Origin of the sequence: Bacillus sp. 123MFChir2, assembly GCF_000383235.1 — a bacterium.
Lineage (GTDB): Bacteria > Bacillota > Bacilli > Bacillales > Bacillaceae_G > Bacillus_A.
The window spans coordinates 1-17165 of the sequence record NZ_KB910936.1 but is presented as its reverse complement, the minus strand read 5'-3'; the positions used below and the strand labels follow the sequence as shown (position 1 = coordinate 17165).

Here is a 17165-nt window from a genome sequence, read left to right as displayed (position 1 = left end):
GGGTGACAATGAGGTTTGATTAACCAATTAGACTCTTTCAAGTGGTTCTCCCCTATATTAATCAGGAGAGTATGGATTAATATGAACAAAAACATTTTGTACATGATCTTGCTGCATGAGCACCTCTTTCACACGTTTACCAATGCGATGTCCTTCTTCTACCGAAATGTATGGATCAACAGACACCTTAATATCAACGATGACGTAATGTCCATGCTCTCTTGCATATAGCGCACCGATTTTCTTAATTCCTTCCACTTGCATAACCGCTTCTCTCATTGGGATAATATCTTCCTCATGAAGCACGTGATCCAGCGTTGTATGAATCGCTTCTTTTCCGATATCCCAAGCCATCTTTATAACGAGTAAAGATACAAATAAACCGGCAACTGGATCGGCATATACAAGCCACTCCACCCCCAATTTACTCCCGATAATTGCTGCTCCAATACCAATTAAAGCCGCAATTGACGAAAATACATCAGAACGATGCTCATACGCATTCGCAATAATAGCATCACTATTTATCCTTTTGCCTAGCTGATATTTATAACGAAACATCCCTTCTTTCACAACAATCGAAAGAAGGACAGCAATCACAGTAATCCAGCGCGGAGGCTCAAGCACTTCTGTAAAAGCTTTAACAGAAGAAACAACAATTTCAATTCCAACAATAAATAGGAGAACAGCTACAATAATTGCAGAAATAGATTCTGCTTTCCCATGTCCATATGGATGATCCTCATCAGGCGGTTGCTTTGCTGCACGCAGCCCAAAGAAGACTGCTAATGAACCGATCACATCCGACCCAGAATGAACTGCATCCGCCATAAGCGCCTTACTATTTCCAATATATCCAATAACCGCCTTGACAATTGCAAGCACAATATTGCCGACAATTCCAATAATTGCACCAAATTCCGCTTGTTTAAAACGTTCATCTTTTTCCATAATCGAAACCCTTTCTTTCACCAACGTACACTTTACTCCGCTATTCATGGATAGTAAAACCCCTACCTCAAGATTCTGCCACTTCTCTAAAGAAGAAAAGCAGGGGATACCCACTCCACTAATGGAAGTTTCACTTTATCCCGCACTAACCTTCACTTTATTCTATCCCAGAACAAAAAAAGAAATGCCTGCAAAGAGGCATCTCTTTTCATTCAAATTTAAATGTTTTTTCTTATACTTGCGGTTCAGATGTCTTTACTTCTACTTTCTTCTGACCTTTTCCTTTTTTCAAACGGCGATTTTCAAGCATTAGCCAAATTTGGGATGCAACGAAAACAGAAGAGTAAGTACCAACAATTAAACCGACAAATAACGCAATTGAGAAGTTACGTAATGACTCACTGCCGAAAATTAATAACGTAATAACAGGCAGTAACACTGTCATAACCGTATTAATTGAACGACCAATTGTTTGGCGAATACTCGCATTCACAATCTCTTCTAAATCGCTTAACGTGCGAATTTTTTGTTTTTGTTTGTATAGCTCGCGATTTCGGTCAAACGTAACAATTGAATCGTTAATAGAATAACCAATAATTGTTAATACCGCTGCGATAAACGTTAGGTCAACTTCTAGATGAAGTAAGCTGAATGCAACGATAATGAAGAATGCATCGTGCAGAAGTGCTAATACTGCTGATAATGCATATGTGAAGCGGAAACGAATGCTCACATATAAAATGATAACAACTGATGCGATCAGCACAGCGATAAGTGCATTTCGCGCAATTTCTTTCCCGATTGTTGGAGAAACTGTACTTACGTTTGGCTCTGTACCATATTTATCGTGGAAGACAGTTTTTACTTTCGAAATATCATCTTTTGATAGCACACCAATTGTACGAACAGCAAATCCTTTATTATCATTACCTGTTGGCACGATATCTTCTTGTTTCACATCTACTTTCAAATCATGCAATTCTTTTTGTACTTGTGATACTGTTATCGCTTGATTTGTTTTAATATCCATGCGCGTACCACTTTCAAAATCAATACCTAGATTCAACTTGAAAATTGGTAAAATAATTGAACCCGCAATCATGACAACAACTGAGAACCAGAAAAATTTATGTCCGATACTAACAAAGTTAATACGGTCAAATCTTGTTGGTGCATGTTCTACACCTTTTGATAACGGAATAACTTCCTTCGGTTTTACACCAAAGTAAGCATATTTTTTATCAAAGTAACGACTCTTCACAAGTAAGCCAAGTAAAAAACGTGTACCATATACGTTTGTGATAAAGCCGACAAAAATACTTACAATTAAACTTGTCGCAAATCCTCTAACAGAACTTGTACCATATGCAAATAAGACACCAGCTGCTGCAAGTGTTGTAATATTCGCATCTAAAATGGTTGATAACGAACGTTGATTACCTGCACGATATGCTGATAACATCGATTTTCCGATGCGCAGTTCTTCTTTCAGCCTTTCATATGTAATTACATTTGCATCAACCGCAATTCCGACCCCGAGCACGAGTGCTGCTATACCCGGCAATGTAAGAACCGCGTGCATCCAATTAAATACGAGTAACGTTATGTAAATATATAAACCAAGCATAATTATCGCTACAAGACCAGGTAGACGATAGAATACAAGCATAAACAAGAAAATAAGAGCTATACCGATTGCACTCGCAAAAATTGTTTTTTGCAAGGCTTGCTCACCAAATTTCGCTCCAACAGAAGTAGAGTATATTTCTTTTAAATCAACAGGAAGTGCTCCGGCATTTAACAACTCTGAAAGTTGTTTTGCGCTCTCTACTGTAAAGTTCCCACCAACAATAGATACTTCCGCCTGATTAAATACTTGACTCACAGTAGCTGCTGATAAATATTTCGGTTTTGGCTTCGCTGCTTCTGCCTTGTAAGAATCTTTTCCTTCTTCAAAGTCAAGCCAAATTACCATTAAGTTATTCGGCTTCATGCTTAATACTTTCTCAGTTACTTGACGGAATTTATCAGCACTCTTTAACTTTAAGCCAACACTTGGTCGACCTTGTTCATCGAACGTTTGCTTAGCTCCGTTCGTTGCTAAATCCGCACCGTCCATAAGAATATTATCATTCACATCACGGAATGTTAATTTCGCTTGCGTTGATAATACATCTCGGGCTTGCTGTTGATCTTTGACGCCGGCAAGCTGCACACGAATGCGATCATTTCCTTCAATTTGGATGTTCGGTTCGCTTACACCAAGAACGTTTACACGTTTTTCAAGCGCACCAACCGTACTCACAAGAGTATCCCTCGTAACTTTATCCCCTTTTTTCGCTGGCTTTACTTCATATAAGATTTCAAAGCCGCCTCGCAGATCAAGTCCGAGGTTAATTCCTTTTGTAATGTTTTTTGTCGTTGTTCCAATGATTCCTCCGATTAATAACACAACGAGGAAAAAGGCAACGATTCTGCTACTTCGCTTTGCCATATGTTTCTTGTTCCTCCTTTGAACAAAAGCGCTTGTTCCAAAATTACCTCTTTATCAATATTCACTATTATACTGCAAGAGGAAGAACAAACCAATTACAACCTTATTATTTATTTTCATATTCATCAAACGACCAAAGCGGTGCTTGATACGCCTTCAGCGTTAAATATGTCATATAATCGCTAGCTGTTAACGTTAACACATCATTTACAAGCTCATACAATCTGACATCAGACCCTACTTTTTTCCACTTTTTATTCTTTAAACATTTCCATACGTCTTCTAGTGTAACACGATCATAGCCGAGCATTTGAAACTCTTCTACTTTACTGTTCAAAACGATTTGTAATTTCTCTCGATACGCTTCTACTATTGCATCTTTCTCAGCCATTTCTAGCTCATCTCCCTCTGGTCTCACGTTCCTCATTTCAAAAGCTTGTCATGCTTATCTTATTCATGCATATAAATTATTGTAAATCATTCCATTGATTTTGAGAAGGTAGGAGAAGACGATGACGAAACAAACCTTTTTACGAGGTGCTTTTATTTTAATGTTCGCTGGTTTTATTACAAAAATATTAGGCTTTATAAACCGCATTGTGATGGCGCGCATTTTAGGAGAAGAAGGTGTTGGGCTATATATGATGGCTGTTCCAACATTTATATTAGCTATTACCATTACACAAATCGGTCTTCCAGTTGCCATCGCAAAACTGATTGCTGAAGCAGAAGCTAAACACGATAAACAGCAAGTTAAAAAAATATTAACCGTTTCATTATCCATTACCTCAGTCATTAGTATTCTATTAACAATCGGAATTATGCTTCTTGCTCCTTTACTAGCAAAAACATTATTAACCGATAAACGAACTTACTATCCATTAATCGCTATTTTACCAGTTGTACCTATCATTGCCGTTTCCTCTGTGCTTCGTGGTTACTTTCAAGGAAGACAAAATATGAAGCCGAGTGCCTATGCACAGGTGCTAGAACAAGTCGTTCGCATTACGATTATCGCTGTATGCATTCGCTTTTTTTTACCATATGGAGTAGAGTACGCAGCAGCAGGTGCTATGCTCTCTGCTGTGCTTGGAGAAGTTGCTTCTCTCTTATTTTTATTAACGTTATTTCAAAGAGAAAAACATCTTTCCATTCGTTCTCATTTTATAAGTACTGTAAAAGAAAGCAAAGGTACCTTTTATTCTTTAATGGATATCGCACTGCCTACAACGGGAAGCCGTTTAATTGGATCTATTTCTTACTTTTTCGAACCAATCGTTGTTATGCAAAGTTTAGCAATTGCTGGAGTTGCCGCTTCAATCGCAACGCAGCAATACGGCATATTAAATGGATATGCGTTTCCACTTTTGTCTCTTCCAGCCTTTATTACATATGCTCTTTCCACGGCACTTGTGCCCTCTATTAGTGAAGCAAATGCAAAAAAACAACGCCGTTTAGTAGAGCATAGATTACAGCAAGCACTGCGCATCTCTCTTATTACAGGCGGATGGTCTGTCGTCATTTTATATGTATTCGCTTCGCCCATTTTAACGCTTATGTACGGTTCCGATAGTGCAACTCTTTTCATTCAAGTCCTTGCACCTTGCTTTTTATTTCACTATTTCCAAGGACCACTCACATCTGTATTACAAGCTCTAAATTTAGCACGGGCTGCCATGATGAATACATTTATCGGGGCAATTGTGAAATTACTTGTTATTTTCGTCTTGGCCTCGCAACCACAGTTTCAAATGATGGGCGTCGCTCTTGCAATTGCAGCCAATATTGTTACAGTTACTTTACTTCACTATGCAACTGTCTTGAAAAAAATTACATTTACTATTTATATAAAAGATTATATATACGGCTTACTTGCTATTATCATCACCGGAGGAGTGGGTTATTACATACATAAGCGCATGATCTTCTCTCCTTCACTTGGTATGCAAACATTATGGGAAGTCTTATCTACTTCGATACTATACGTATTTCTGTTAATCCTTTTTCGCATTATTCGAAAAGAAGAATTACTAAGGCTCCCGATTCTTCGTAAATTTTCTTTTTTTAAATAAAAATAGCTATCGAATGTATTTCGATAGCTATTTTTATTTAGTAAGCGGCAATGGCTTTTTGTAATAGACAAGCGTTGTACAATCATTCAATCTTTTTCTAACACTAGTCTGTACAAAACCCATTTTTTCATACAGATAACAGTTCCGTTTTTCCTCTAAAATTGTGGCTAATTTCCAACTTGTTGCTTGCGGGAACAACTCTTCTAGTAACAATATTACTTTCTGAGCAATGCCATTCCCTTGATATTTCGGAAGAATGAACATTGGACTAATCCAAAATTCATTTGTCCCTTCTTTCCAAGCTATACTTACAGCACCAACAATGTCCTTATTGTATATGATTTTATAAAATCGACCATGCGGATTGTCGATTCTTGTAATGACTCTATCAAGCTTCTCATTTGCCGGATTCGTATTGTAATCTTTGTATGTTTCCAATACCGGTAGAAAAGCCTCTACTTGCATAGCATAAATCAATTCCGCGTCAGAAACTGTAGCTTTTTCTAGTGTGACTCCCATATCATTCACTCCAAATTAGACATCTTTCCCCTTTTTTATTCGACAAAGTTCCATGAAGTCCTATTTGGATCGTATATTTACTCATCTTTTAAATCGACAAAAAATTGACCGTTTTGAAAACTACAATATGAAATCTTCTCAATATCTATATGTCCGAGTTTCTTTAACTTATCCTCCAGCCATATATCGGTATGTTCTATCATGTATAAATGTTTTTTCTGAATTTCTCCATCAATAATAAGCGGAACCGAAAATAATGGTGTGTCATTTTTACTTTTCTTACTTTTTTGTTTTTCAAATACTGATAATCTTCCCGATGGCTCTAAAATCGCATACTCGACATCACGTATATCACCAATACTTTGTTCACGTAATTGCATAAGTAAATCATCCATGTTGTAACGTTGTTTACGCATTTGCTTCTCATCAATCTTCCCTTCACGTACAATAATAGCCGGCTCTCCTTCTAATATGTGACGAATGCGCTGACTTTTTAACGAGATGAGGGATAACGTAATTTGAATGATCATAATAAGCACCATCGGAACGAGTTGATGCCAAATTGCCTTATCCATATTTTCAATTGCGATGACCGCCATTTCACCAAGCATAATAAACACGACTAAGTCTAAAACACTTAATTCACCAATTTCGCGTTTTCCCATCAGCCGAAAAATAATTAACATCACACTGTATAAAAGAATTGTTCGAAAGACAATTTGAAGTAGTTCCATCTTTCCTTTCCTTTCTCATTGCAATTTCTATACATTAGTTTCCCCGCACAAAAAGAAACTAGTCTAACTTAGCAAAAGAGGAAATATGCTTGTATTAGAAAGGAGAGATGCTCTATGGATGGAACTAAAAAATTATCAATTGCAGTTGGATTCGGCATCGTTACCTTACTTATTTTCGCTTGCCTAGCAAGTATCATCATTGCTTTATTATTGAAATTTACAAACATAAATGAAGGGACTTTATCTATCACACTTCTTGTCCTCGCTATTGTGTCGACAGTAATCGCTGGATTTGTTGCTGGAGTAAAAGCACAAGGAAAAGGATGGTTTGTCGGTGGATCAACTGGAGCCATATTTGCTATTCTCGTATTTCTTGTAAATTATTTAGGCTTTTCATCGGCGTTATCGAACGCACAGCTTCTCTATCAACTTGTCATTATTGCGGCAAGTACAGTTGGGGGCATACTCGGAGTCAATATCGGGAAGCGAACAACATATTAAACATAGATGCTGTCTCAAAAAATTACTATATATCCAAATTAAAAAACCGACATAAAAACCTCTTTCTTTTTAAGGGAGGACGAGAGCATCTGGCCGTGCATAGAAGCGGTCAGTGCCTTTTCCTGCCACATGCGGATGTTTTAAAACAAAGGGAACAAGCGAGTACAGGTCGTGTTGCATTCTGCATAACAGCTACTTATATGTCGAAAAATTAAAATGGATTTATATAAATAGAGACTTTTGAAGACAGCTTCTACGTTTTTTTACCCGTATATAATTAAAAAAGCCATCAAAAACCTTACATAACCCCTCTTAAATATGCATAATTGCATATTTATTGTTTAATTTATATATTGAAATTATTATTTTCCACTATACAATTAGTATTGTGAAAAATGTAACAAAATTCAGCGGGAGTATATCCGATAGAAAAGCTAAAAGTCGTTTATTCCCAGAAATCAATTCCACAAGTCTTTATGCATCCTAAATAAACAGGGAAATAAAACTGAACGATACTTCTATGCTTCTCCAGCACTCTGAATCAACTAGACATTCTATCACAAACCTTTTACTACTATACAAGGAGGAAATCAACTTGAAAAACATTTTTAGTTGCATGATCGCTTTCATGCTTATTTTCACTTTTTCTTCATCTGCATTTGCTCATGAACATCCAGGTTATTCTCATGATTCTACAATAGGATATGAAAACCCAAATTGGATGAAGAGCATTAACGGTAATACGAAATTAAGTCAATTATCAATTCCAGGTACACACGATTCCATGGCTTATAGTACTTCATGGAGCGCTCCGGCCGATATCGTCCATACACAATCTATGTCATTACAAACGCAATTACATTCTGGAATTCGTTTTTTAGATATTCGTTGTAAATATACAGATGGCGCTTTTGCAATTCATCATGGTCCTTTTTATTTGAATGCAATGTTTGATGACGTCCTAAATGAGGTTACTACATTCTTAAAAGAAAACCCAAGTGAAACAATTTTGATGCGAGTGAAACAAGAATATAGCTCCGAATCAAATGAAGTATTTACTAACACACTTCGCGGATATATGGATAAATACCCTGGATTCTTTTGGGATAGTCAAGACGGAAGAATAACTAATCCTAAACTAAAAGAAATGCGTGGTAAAATTGTTATTCTTCGCGATGTTGGTGGATCAAATATTGGTATTAGTTATGGGTACGAATTTTATAAACAAGATAAATATTCGCTGTCTACAAACTGGGATCTATATGCGAAATGGGAATCTGTAAAAGGGCACCTGGAAGAAGCAAATCAGGATTACCTAAATGGTTATCAATATAAATATATAAATTATTTAAGTGGTAGCGGCGGTTCATTCCCATACTTTGTAGCAAGTGGACATAGTAGCCCTGGAACATCTGCGCCTCGCCTTGCTACTGGCCTTACTACTCCTGGTTGGAATAGTTCCTATCCAGACTTCCCTAGAACAGGTTGTTTTATGGGGATTTGCACCATTTCATTTGAAGGAACAAACGTGTTAACAACTGATTATATAGCGAATAACAAACCAGCATATACAGGAATTATTGCTGCTGATTTTCCTGGTAAAGGCTTAATTGAAAATGTAATTAATTGTAATAAGAAAATGTAACTACTCCGTTACTTTATGAAAAAAAGGTGCCCTAAAAGTAATGTTTTTAGGGCACCTTTTGTATTAGTTTTTCACAACTTCACGAATTGCGCTGCGATCAAATGTAAGGTGTGAACCACCAGATTTAATCACGATTGTTGTATCAGTTACAGATTCGATTGTACCGTGTAAGCCACCAATTGTTACGATTGCATCGCCTTTTGTCAGTTCGCTTTGCATTTGCGCTACAGCCTTTTGACGTTTTTGTTGTGGGCGAATTAGTAAGAAGTAGAAAATCGCAAACATCGCAACGATCATGACAATATTCATCATACCTGGATTCATTTTTTATTCCTCCTTAATTATTATGTATTAGAAGTTTTTAGCATTCGGTTTATTAAAGCCATATTGTTCAAAGAACTCCTCTCGGAAATCTCCAAGACGATCTTCACGAATGGCCTGTCTCACCTGCTCCATTAATTTTAACAGAAAATGCAGGTTGTGGTAAGACGTTAAACGAATTCCGAATGTTTCATCACATTTCATTAAGTGACGAATGTATGCACGTGAATAGTTTTTACATGTATAACAATCACAATTCGGATCAAGCGGACCAAAGTCTTTCGCAAATTTTGCATTTTTCACAACTAAACGGCCTTCACTTGTCATACACGTACCGTTTCGTGCAATACGAGTTGGAAGTACACAGTCGAACATATCGACACCACGGATTGCACCGTCAATTAACGAATCTGGTGATCCAACACCCATTAAATAACGCGGCTTGTTATCAGGAAGAAGCGGTGTTGTAAATTCAAGCACACGGTTCATAATATCTTTCGGTTCTCCAACGGATAAACCACCCACTGCATAACCTGGGAAATCCATTGAAACAAGGTCGCGGGCACTTTGACGGCGAAGTTCTTCAAACTCTCCGCCCTGTACAATACCAAATAAACCTTGATCCTCTGGACGCTGGTGCGCTTTTAAGCAACGTTCTGCCCAGCGGCTCGTACGTTCTACTGATTTTTTCATATACTCAAATGTTGCTGGAAACGGCGGGCACTCATCAAATGCCATCATAATATCAGAACCAAGTGCATTTTGAATTTCCATTGCCTTTTCTGGTGATAGGAATAATTTATCCCCATTTAAGTGATTGCGGAAATGAACGCCTTCCTCTTCAATACGGCGGAAGTCACTTAAACTAAATACCTGGAAACCGCCTGAATCTGTTAAAATCGAACGATCCCAGTTCATAAATTTATGTAAGCCGCCTGCCTCACGTACAATTTCATGACCAGGACGAAGCCATAAATGATACGTATTACTTAAAATAATACCCGCATCCATTGCTTTTAACTCTTCTGGTGACATTGTTTTTACTGTCGCAAGTGTTCCAACTGGCATAAAAATTGGCGTTTCAAATGAGCCGTGTGGTGTATGAACACGCCCTAAACGTGCGCCTGTTTGTTTACATGTTTTAATTAATTCATAACGTATTGCTGTCATATCTTTACTCCTTTTTTATTTCTTCTCTACTTGAGAGTGAGAGGCAACAAACATCGCATCACCGAAGCTAAAGAAACGATATTTTTCTTTCACCGCTTCATTGTACGCATGAAGAACATTTTCTCTTCCTGCAAATGCACTCACAAGCATAATTAAAGTTGACTTTGGCAAATGGAAGTTTGTAATTAAACCATCAATTGCTTTAAATTCATATCCTGGATACATAAAAATATCAGTCCAGCCAGAAGCCTCGCAAATCTTGCCATTATTATCCGTTGCAATCGTTTCAAGTGTACGCGTTGATGTTGTTCCAACAGTAATAATACGCCCTCCTTCTTGCTTCACACGATTTAGAAGGTCTGCTGTTTCCGCTGACATATGATAATATTCCGCATGCATATGATGCTCTTCAATTGTTTCCGCAGAAACCGGTCTAAATGTCCCAAGACCAACATGAAGCGTAATAAACGCTAATTGAATGCCTTTTTTCTTCAGTTCTTCTAACAGCTCTTCTGTAAAATGAAGCCCCGCTGTTGGCGCAGCTGCCGAACCAACTTCACGTGCAAATACCGTCTGATAACGGTCACGGTCTTCAAGCGTTTCTTTAATATACGGGGGAAGTGGCATTTCACCAAGCTCATCTAAAATTTCATAGAAAATGCCGTCATATGAAAATTCCAACTGACGTCCGCCTTGTTCACCAGTTCCAACACATGTTGCTTTTAGTTTTCCTTCTCCAAAAGAAATTATCGTTCCTTCTTTCACACGTTTCGCTGGTTTAACAAGCGTCTCCCAAGTATCTCCATCTTCTTGCTTTAATAAAAGCACTTCAATATGTGCCCCTGTATCTTCTTTTACACCGTGCAAACGAGCAGGCATTACTTTCGTTTCATTTAAAACTAAGCAATCCCCTTCATGTAAATAAGAAAGAATATCTGTGAAATGTTTATGCTGAATCTCACCCGTTTCACGATCTAACACCATTAATCTTGATGTTTCCCGCTCTTCAAGTGGTATTTGTGCAATGAGTTCTTCTGGTAAATGAAAATCAAACAGATTAATATCCATAACTTATGTTCACCTATTTCTATTTAAATCGATTTATGACATACATAATAAAAGATAAGTAACTACTATCAGTCACTCTATGAAAAAAAGGCAGAAAACCACTTTCTTTTTAGGTTGGCGAGAGCAACTGGCCGCGTGTTGGAGCGGTCAGGGCCTTTTCCTGCCACGCGCAACGTTTGAAAACAAAGAAAGGTAGCGAGGTGTATGTCCATTTTTATCTTCATGACAGCAATCTAGATGCCAAAACTGAAAATAACTTTCCAATGAAATGTATGACTGGGTAGTTACAAAGATAATACAATACTTATCACAATACACGTAATGATGGGAAAATAAAAGGTAACGTTTCCTTTTTTCACAAAAATATCGCCTGGAAGTCTACCTATAAAGTGAAACTTCCAAGCTAATCCAGTAACAATAAACAGAATACCTACTGTAATGAACAGCTTTGGCATATCTGTCATGCTTGCGGCATCTCCAATCCGAAGTGTTCATATACAAGCGGTGTAACAATGCGGCCTCTTGGCGTTCTTTGCAAGAAGCCAATTTGCAGCAAATACGGCTCATACACATCTTCAATTGTGTGTGATTCTTCCCCAATTGTCGCGGAAACCGTCTCTAATCCAACTGGACCACCGCGGAATTTTTCAATAATACCAAGCAATAATTTATGATCAATATGATCGAGACCAAGCTTATCTACTTGTAGTAGTTCGAGGGCCATTTGCGTAATTTCTATCGCAATCGTTCCATCGCCTCGAACTTGCGCAAAGTCACGTACACGGCGCAATAAACGGTTCGCAATACGAGGCGTACCGCGCGCACGCCTTGCAATTTCTAAAGCAGCTAAAGAGTCGATTTCAACCTCAAACACTTCTGCAGTACGTTCTACAATAGCTGATAACTGATCAACTGTGTAATACTCTAAACGAGACAATACACCGAAGCGATCTCGAAGCGGTGCAGATAATGCCCCTGCACGCGTTGTTGCCCCAATTAACGTAAATGGAGGTAGATCGAGCCGAACTGAGCGTGCACTTGGTCCTTTTCCAATGACAATATCAAGACAAAAATCTTCCATCGCTGGATACAATACTTCTTCAATCGAACGATGTAAACGGTGAATTTCATCAATGAATAAAACATCACCTGGTTGAAGTGCTGTTAATACTGCTGCTAAATCACCAGGTCGTTCAATTGCTGGTCCTGATGTTGTACGAATATTCACGCCCATTTCATTTGCAATAATGTTTGCTAATGTCGTTTTCCCAAGTCCTGGCGGTCCATATAACAATACGTGATCTAACGTTTCCTCACGCATTTTTGCAGCTTCAATAAACACTTCTAAATTATGCTTCGCTTTATCTTGGCCAATATATTGACGGAGCGTTTGTGGTCTTAACGAATATTCTAAGTCCGCATCTTCATACGCGGATTCTCCTGAAACGAGACGTTCGTCCATCCTACTCACCTCTTACCATTTAGTAAAAGACTAAGTGCCTTTTTAATATATTGATCCGTCGTAAGTGATTCTTTTAATAATTCTGGCACGACGCGAGATACTTCTCGCTCTGCATATCCAAGTGCTCGAAGTGCTTCCAACGCTTCATCAAGCTCGGCAGATGTTCCTTTCTTCTCATCGAAACGATCTGAATCTGAAAACAAGTCAACAAAAGCATCCGGCACAACATCTGCCAATTTCCCTTTTAAGTCCAAAATCATTTGACGTGCTGTTTTCTTTCCGACACCCGGGAACTTCACTAAGAATTTTTCATCCTCATGTTCAATCGCTTGTACAACTTGCCCCGTTTGACCAGAAGCTAAAATCGCAAGCGCTCCCTTTGGTCCAATCCCCGATACACCTAAAAGCTTTGTAAATAGTAAACGCTCTTCACGCGTTTTAAATCCGTAAAGAGCCATAATATCTTCTCTTACATAATGATATGTATATACACGAAGTTCTTGTTTACTTCTTTGGAATACATACGGATTTGGCGTGAAAATTTGATAACCAATTCCATTATGATCAAGAACGATATACTCCGGTCCTACATATTCCACATAACCTGTAATATATTCAAACAAAACTGTATCTCTCCCTCTCAAATCATGTATTCCATTTTAACATAAATAACGATAGAAATGCGAGATTCCCCCAACAAATGTTCTCCATCCTATTTTTTCATTTTCATATTTAACACGCTGCTCTCGAAAAATGATTTTAGCAAAATAAAAATAAGAAACAAGCCGCAGCTATCTTACGCTACGGCTGTTTCCATTGCTCATAGAATATTGCTCCATATCTTTCATCACTTTCACAAATCGCTCTTTTGACTTCACCCGAATTCCTCGTTTCAGCTGCTCACGCTGATAACTTTCCATCTTTTTTATATCAATTTGAAAAAAGGAATGGATGGCATTGTCCTTTTCCGGTACACCGTTAAAAATTTGGAGGATTCCCTCTTTCGAAACTCCAAAATACCCACTCGTTTTTAATAACGGCGAAATATCATCAATGTGCTGTTGCAGTACAATTTGCACATCATCTCGATCAACGAGTTGCCAATCTTTATATTGCTCTAAAAGCTTTTCTAAATTCACAACTTCTTCTCTAAAAATTTCCTGGCTCACTTCCCCATCTAAATATATACGCTGCAACATGATTGTAATTTGAGGTTCCTGCTGGGCTGCATTACTCGAACTCTCTGCCGATGCTACACTCGATTCATGATACAAATAAAACGCAGCTAGCACAATCTGCATGGCAACGATCATGAACTTCATATGCTATCACCTCTTTTAGGGAAAATAAAAGTTTCTATTTACAGTTTGACCGAAAAAAGAAGTTTTATGCCCCTTAGAAGATTTGAAGTTAGATATCTCGAAAAACAGCATTAACTAACTATATAAATACAAATTAAAAACCGACATAAAAACCCCTTTATTTTTAGATGGACGAGAACATCTGGCCGTGCATAGAAACGGTCAGGTCCTTTTCCTGCCACATGCACAGTTTAAAACAAGCGGAGGAAGCAAGTAGTGATTATGTTGTATTCTACATAGCAACAATTGATATGCAGAAACATTAAAATGAATTTGTATAAAATAGACTTTTTTATCAATATAGAATTAGGTGTACAAAATTAAGAATACAAATAAGCGGAGTAAGCTCTTCAGCCTACTCCGCTTTAATTTTCTATATAATAAGAATTTAATTTTCTATATAATAAGAAAGACGCCTGTCATGCAGGCGTCTTGATGCGTTTACGGCGAGAGACCAGGCGGCCACATCCGCGTGTTTAGCACTTAAGCATATCTCTCGTCTTACGTAAATTAGCTCATCGCTTTGTTAATATAACATTAATGGTAAGAGAAAGCAAGAAGGAAATATATAAATTCAAATTTTAAAAACGGCATAAAACCATTCTTTTTAGGTGGGAGAGAGCAAGTGCAGAGCCCTTTGTTTCTGCATAACAGCAGTCGTCTATATGTCGAAAAATTTTAACCCCGGCGTAATATTTTTTGAAATATCCTATGCTTATATTTTTCAAAACTCTCTATTAGTTCCTTTACTTCTATGAAGCAGGATTATTACAAAAATTGTCGAATACAGAAAATACTTCAATGAAAGGATATGCAATGATGACACAAGTAATCTTATTTAGAGGAAAAATGGGTACCGGCAAAACAACACTATCAAATGCTGTAGGCGCACAACTACATATACCAGTCATTCATAAAGACGATTTATACGATTCCATCGCTGACCATATAACAGATCACTTCATTCGAAACAATGCTTGCTTTAATATCCTTTTCCGATTATTAGAATCCACCCTTGCTTGCAATGCAACCGTTATTATCGATTTTGGCTATAACCACTTAGAGGATGTACTGAAGTTAAAATCTTGGGTCGAACAACACGAAGGGGTTTTAACATCTATTTCATGTATTTGCAGTGATGAATCTGTCTGGGCTCATCGACTAAATGAACGAAAAACGAATCCTCAGCCGAATCAACTCATCACGGACTTACATGAATTAAAGCAACATTATAGTGCAATTAATTCAGACTTATTAGAAGATGAACTTCAATTAGACTGCATAGAAGATATACATTTATTAACAGAAAAAGCGATACACTACATAAGTGAAAAGAAGGGGAAATAACATCTCCCCTTCTCGCCATTATCGTACCACGTTAGTTACATTTGTACGAAGGTCTCGGAACATATTTGTTACATCACGATTTAAATCATTTGTAATTGTTCCATTTCGTAGCTGCGTACTCATTGTATCAACGCGAGTAAACATATCTGCTTTCGCTGTTACATAGACATTACGATTATTTACAAGAGGCGCAACAGCTTTGCGAATGTCATTTTCTAGCGCTTTTTCGTCTGGATTGTTGCGAGTTTTGACCGCAATGACAACATCATTACCACGTACAACAGTAGAAACACGATCTACATTATCCATCCCTTTTACTCGGTTGGAAACTGCTTCAGCTACTTTTCCATCGTTGTTTATATACGTGTTGTTCATCGTTACATTACGAGTTGGGTATGGGTTTGTCATTTGTCCATGATAGTTTACATCACGGTAATAATTGTATCCAACGTTATCACGACTATTGTGAATGTCTTGATTAATTTTAGTATACTTTACATTCCCATACTGGTCAGTTCGCGTATCGTTACGGTATGTGACATAATCTGTGTAACGGTCTGTACCTGCTACATTATCTCTATGCGGATACGCATTCTCATAAGATGTGCGCTCATAATTATAATTAGCATTACGGTCCATCGCACTTTTATTTTTAGGTGTACCACATGCAGCTAACGCACTGGTAACTAACAAAGAAGCAGCAATAATTTTAATTTTTTTGTTCAATGCAAAAACCCCCTCTGTTAGAATGAACTTTTCATTCGAAAAGCTCCCTCTTATCATGAGTCACAAAGAGGGTTTTTACACTGTAAGTATTTTACTTAAAATTTCGGATGTGCTGCTGCTAAATGACACTTATGACCTAAGTGAGCATGAAGACGCTCAATAATTAAGGGGATCCTTTTCAGGAACTCCCTTTCATTTTCGTCTGTTCGACCTTCCTAAAGACCTGCGCTTACTACATACACCTAATATAATACCGCTCCCAACAATAAGGCCTTTTACAATTCTTTTTACTCAAAATACTTTATTTTGTAATCTCCACCAAATTACCAAACAGATTCTCATACAAAAACCGTTCTTTATAAAAGAACGGCTTCTTATCACTCTTATTAATTTTCCTCTTCTGGATAAGGTGTTCCAAATACAGAGGGAGGATTTTGTTGATAATACATTGTGCCCGGCTGCGGTGTATACGGAATATATGGGTTTTGCTGATTAAACTCACGTGGGAAATAAGGCATTCCAGGCTGCGGACTGTACAATTCCGGCTCGCCATCACAACCGCAATCCTCTTGCATTGCCCCCATCGGCGGTACATTATTTTCCATTGTCACAGGCTCAACATTTGAATTCGGCATAAAAGTGTATTGCATATCATATGGTGGTCTTCCCTGTATTGGCGGCATCCCCTGCATTGGCGGCATTCCCTGCATTGGCGGCATTCCCTGCATTGGCGGTATTCCCTGCATTGGCGGTATTCCCTGCATTGGCGGTATTCCCTGCATTGGCGGCATTCC

17 protein-coding genes and 1 pseudogene are annotated in these 17165 nt (G+C 37.9%); 4 read left to right on the top strand and 14 right to left on the bottom strand.

All coding sequences use genetic code 11. The features are described 5' to 3' along the window. Window positions 1–57: 57 nt before the first annotated feature. The 3 genes from H280_RS0109210 to H280_RS0109200 all read right to left on the bottom strand — a co-directional run bounded on the left by H280_RS0109210 (window position 58) and on the right by H280_RS0109200 (window position 3836). Window positions 58–951 carry a cation diffusion facilitator family transporter gene (locus H280_RS0109210; RefSeq protein WP_028411173.1) on the bottom strand — a complete coding sequence of 298 codons (894 nt, stop codon included), beginning with the start codon at window positions 949–951 and terminating at the stop codon, window positions 58–60. Between the two features lie 232 nt (window positions 952–1183). Then, the gene (gene secDF, locus H280_RS0109205) at window positions 1184–3445 is read right to left on the bottom strand and encodes a protein translocase subunit SecDF (RefSeq protein WP_020060826.1); all 2262 of its coding nucleotides are present in this window, start codon (window positions 3443–3445) and stop codon (window positions 1184–1186) included. A 106-nt stretch (window positions 3446–3551) separates the two neighbouring features. Continuing rightward, the gene (locus tag H280_RS0109200) at window positions 3552–3836 is read right to left on the bottom strand and encodes a post-transcriptional regulator (RefSeq protein WP_020060825.1); all 285 of its coding nucleotides are present in this window, start codon (window positions 3834–3836) and stop codon (window positions 3552–3554) included. Between the two features lie 121 nt (window positions 3837–3957). Between H280_RS0109200 and spoVB the strand changes: the two genes are divergently transcribed. Then, window positions 3958–5517 carry a stage V sporulation protein B gene (gene spoVB / locus H280_RS0109195; protein WP_020060824.1) on the top strand — a complete coding sequence of 520 codons (1560 nt, stop codon included), beginning with the start codon at window positions 3958–3960 and terminating at the stop codon, window positions 5515–5517. A 33-nt stretch (window positions 5518–5550) separates the two neighbouring features. Here spoVB and H280_RS0109190 read toward each other — a convergent pair whose 3' ends face one another. Next, window positions 5551–6036, bottom strand: a complete 486-nt coding sequence (locus tag H280_RS0109190) for a GNAT family N-acetyltransferase (RefSeq protein ID WP_020060823.1) — start codon at window positions 6034–6036, stop codon at window positions 5551–5553. Between the two features lie 77 nt (window positions 6037–6113). After that, window positions 6114–6770 carry a DUF421 domain-containing protein gene (locus H280_RS0109185; protein ID WP_020060822.1) on the bottom strand — a complete coding sequence of 219 codons (657 nt, stop codon included), beginning with the start codon at window positions 6768–6770 and terminating at the stop codon, window positions 6114–6116. Window positions 6771–6884: 114 nt separating this feature from the next. Here H280_RS0109185 and H280_RS0109180 point away from each other — a divergent pair, with 114 nt between their 5' ends. Further along, entirely contained in the window at window positions 6885–7271 is a 387-nt protein-coding gene (locus H280_RS0109180; RefSeq protein ID WP_020060821.1) for a TIGR04086 family membrane protein, read from the top strand. Between the two features lie 595 nt (window positions 7272–7866). Further along, window positions 7867–8916, top strand: a complete 1050-nt coding sequence (locus H280_RS0109175) for a phosphatidylinositol-specific phospholipase C (protein ID WP_020060820.1) — start codon at window positions 7867–7869, stop codon at window positions 8914–8916. A gap of 63 nt (window positions 8917–8979) precedes the next feature. On the opposite strand, the gene yajC is transcribed toward H280_RS0109175, so the two are convergent. The 7 genes from yajC to H280_RS0109140 all read right to left on the bottom strand — a co-directional run bounded on the left by yajC (window position 8980) and on the right by H280_RS0109140 (window position 14259). After that, window positions 8980–9240: a preprotein translocase subunit YajC gene (gene yajC / locus H280_RS0109170; protein WP_020060819.1), complete on the bottom strand. Its 261-nt coding sequence runs from the start codon at window positions 9238–9240 to the stop codon at window positions 8980–8982. Between the two features lie 27 nt (window positions 9241–9267). Next, entirely contained in the window at window positions 9268–10407 is a 1140-nt protein-coding gene (tgt, locus tag H280_RS0109165; RefSeq protein ID WP_020060818.1) for a tRNA guanosine(34) transglycosylase Tgt, read from the bottom strand. 15 nt (window positions 10408–10422) lie between these two features. Then, window positions 10423–11475 carry a tRNA preQ1(34) S-adenosylmethionine ribosyltransferase-isomerase QueA gene (gene queA / locus H280_RS0109160; RefSeq protein WP_020060817.1) on the bottom strand — a complete coding sequence of 351 codons (1053 nt, stop codon included), beginning with the start codon at window positions 11473–11475 and terminating at the stop codon, window positions 10423–10425. A gap of 284 nt (window positions 11476–11759) precedes the next feature. Next, window positions 11760–11939 (bottom strand): DUF2905 domain-containing protein, encoded by a 180-nt coding sequence (locus H280_RS0109155; RefSeq protein WP_020060816.1) that lies wholly within the window; start codon window positions 11937–11939, stop codon window positions 11760–11762. Next, complete coding sequence (gene ruvB, locus H280_RS0109150) at window positions 11936–12937, bottom strand: Holliday junction branch migration DNA helicase RuvB (protein ID WP_020060815.1); 1002 nt, start codon at window positions 12935–12937, stop codon at window positions 11936–11938. The genes H280_RS0109155 and ruvB overlap by 4 nt, the downstream gene beginning before the upstream one ends. Window positions 12938–12942: 5 nt before the next feature. After that, entirely contained in the window at window positions 12943–13560 is a 618-nt protein-coding gene (gene ruvA, locus H280_RS0109145) for a Holliday junction DNA helicase RuvA (RefSeq protein ID WP_020060814.1), read from the bottom strand. A 168-nt stretch (window positions 13561–13728) separates the two neighbouring features. Next, complete coding sequence (locus H280_RS0109140; protein ID WP_020060813.1) at window positions 13729–14259, bottom strand: BofC C-terminal domain-containing protein; 531 nt, start codon at window positions 14257–14259, stop codon at window positions 13729–13731. An 855-nt stretch (window positions 14260–15114) separates the two neighbouring features. Between H280_RS0109140 and H280_RS0109135 the strand changes: the two genes are divergently transcribed. After that, entirely contained in the window at window positions 15115–15645 is a 531-nt protein-coding gene (locus tag H280_RS0109135) for an AAA family ATPase (protein WP_231401775.1), read from the top strand. Window positions 15646–15663: 18 nt separating this feature from the next. Here H280_RS0109135 and H280_RS0109130 read toward each other — a convergent pair whose 3' ends face one another. Both H280_RS0109130 and H280_RS26070 read right to left on the bottom strand, forming a co-directional pair. Next, complete coding sequence (locus tag H280_RS0109130) at window positions 15664–16371, bottom strand: YhcN/YlaJ family sporulation lipoprotein (RefSeq protein ID WP_020060811.1); 708 nt, start codon at window positions 16369–16371, stop codon at window positions 15664–15666. A gap of 386 nt (window positions 16372–16757) precedes the next feature. Further along, window positions 16758–17165, bottom strand: a pseudogene (locus H280_RS26070) (hypothetical protein); the annotation flags it as partial.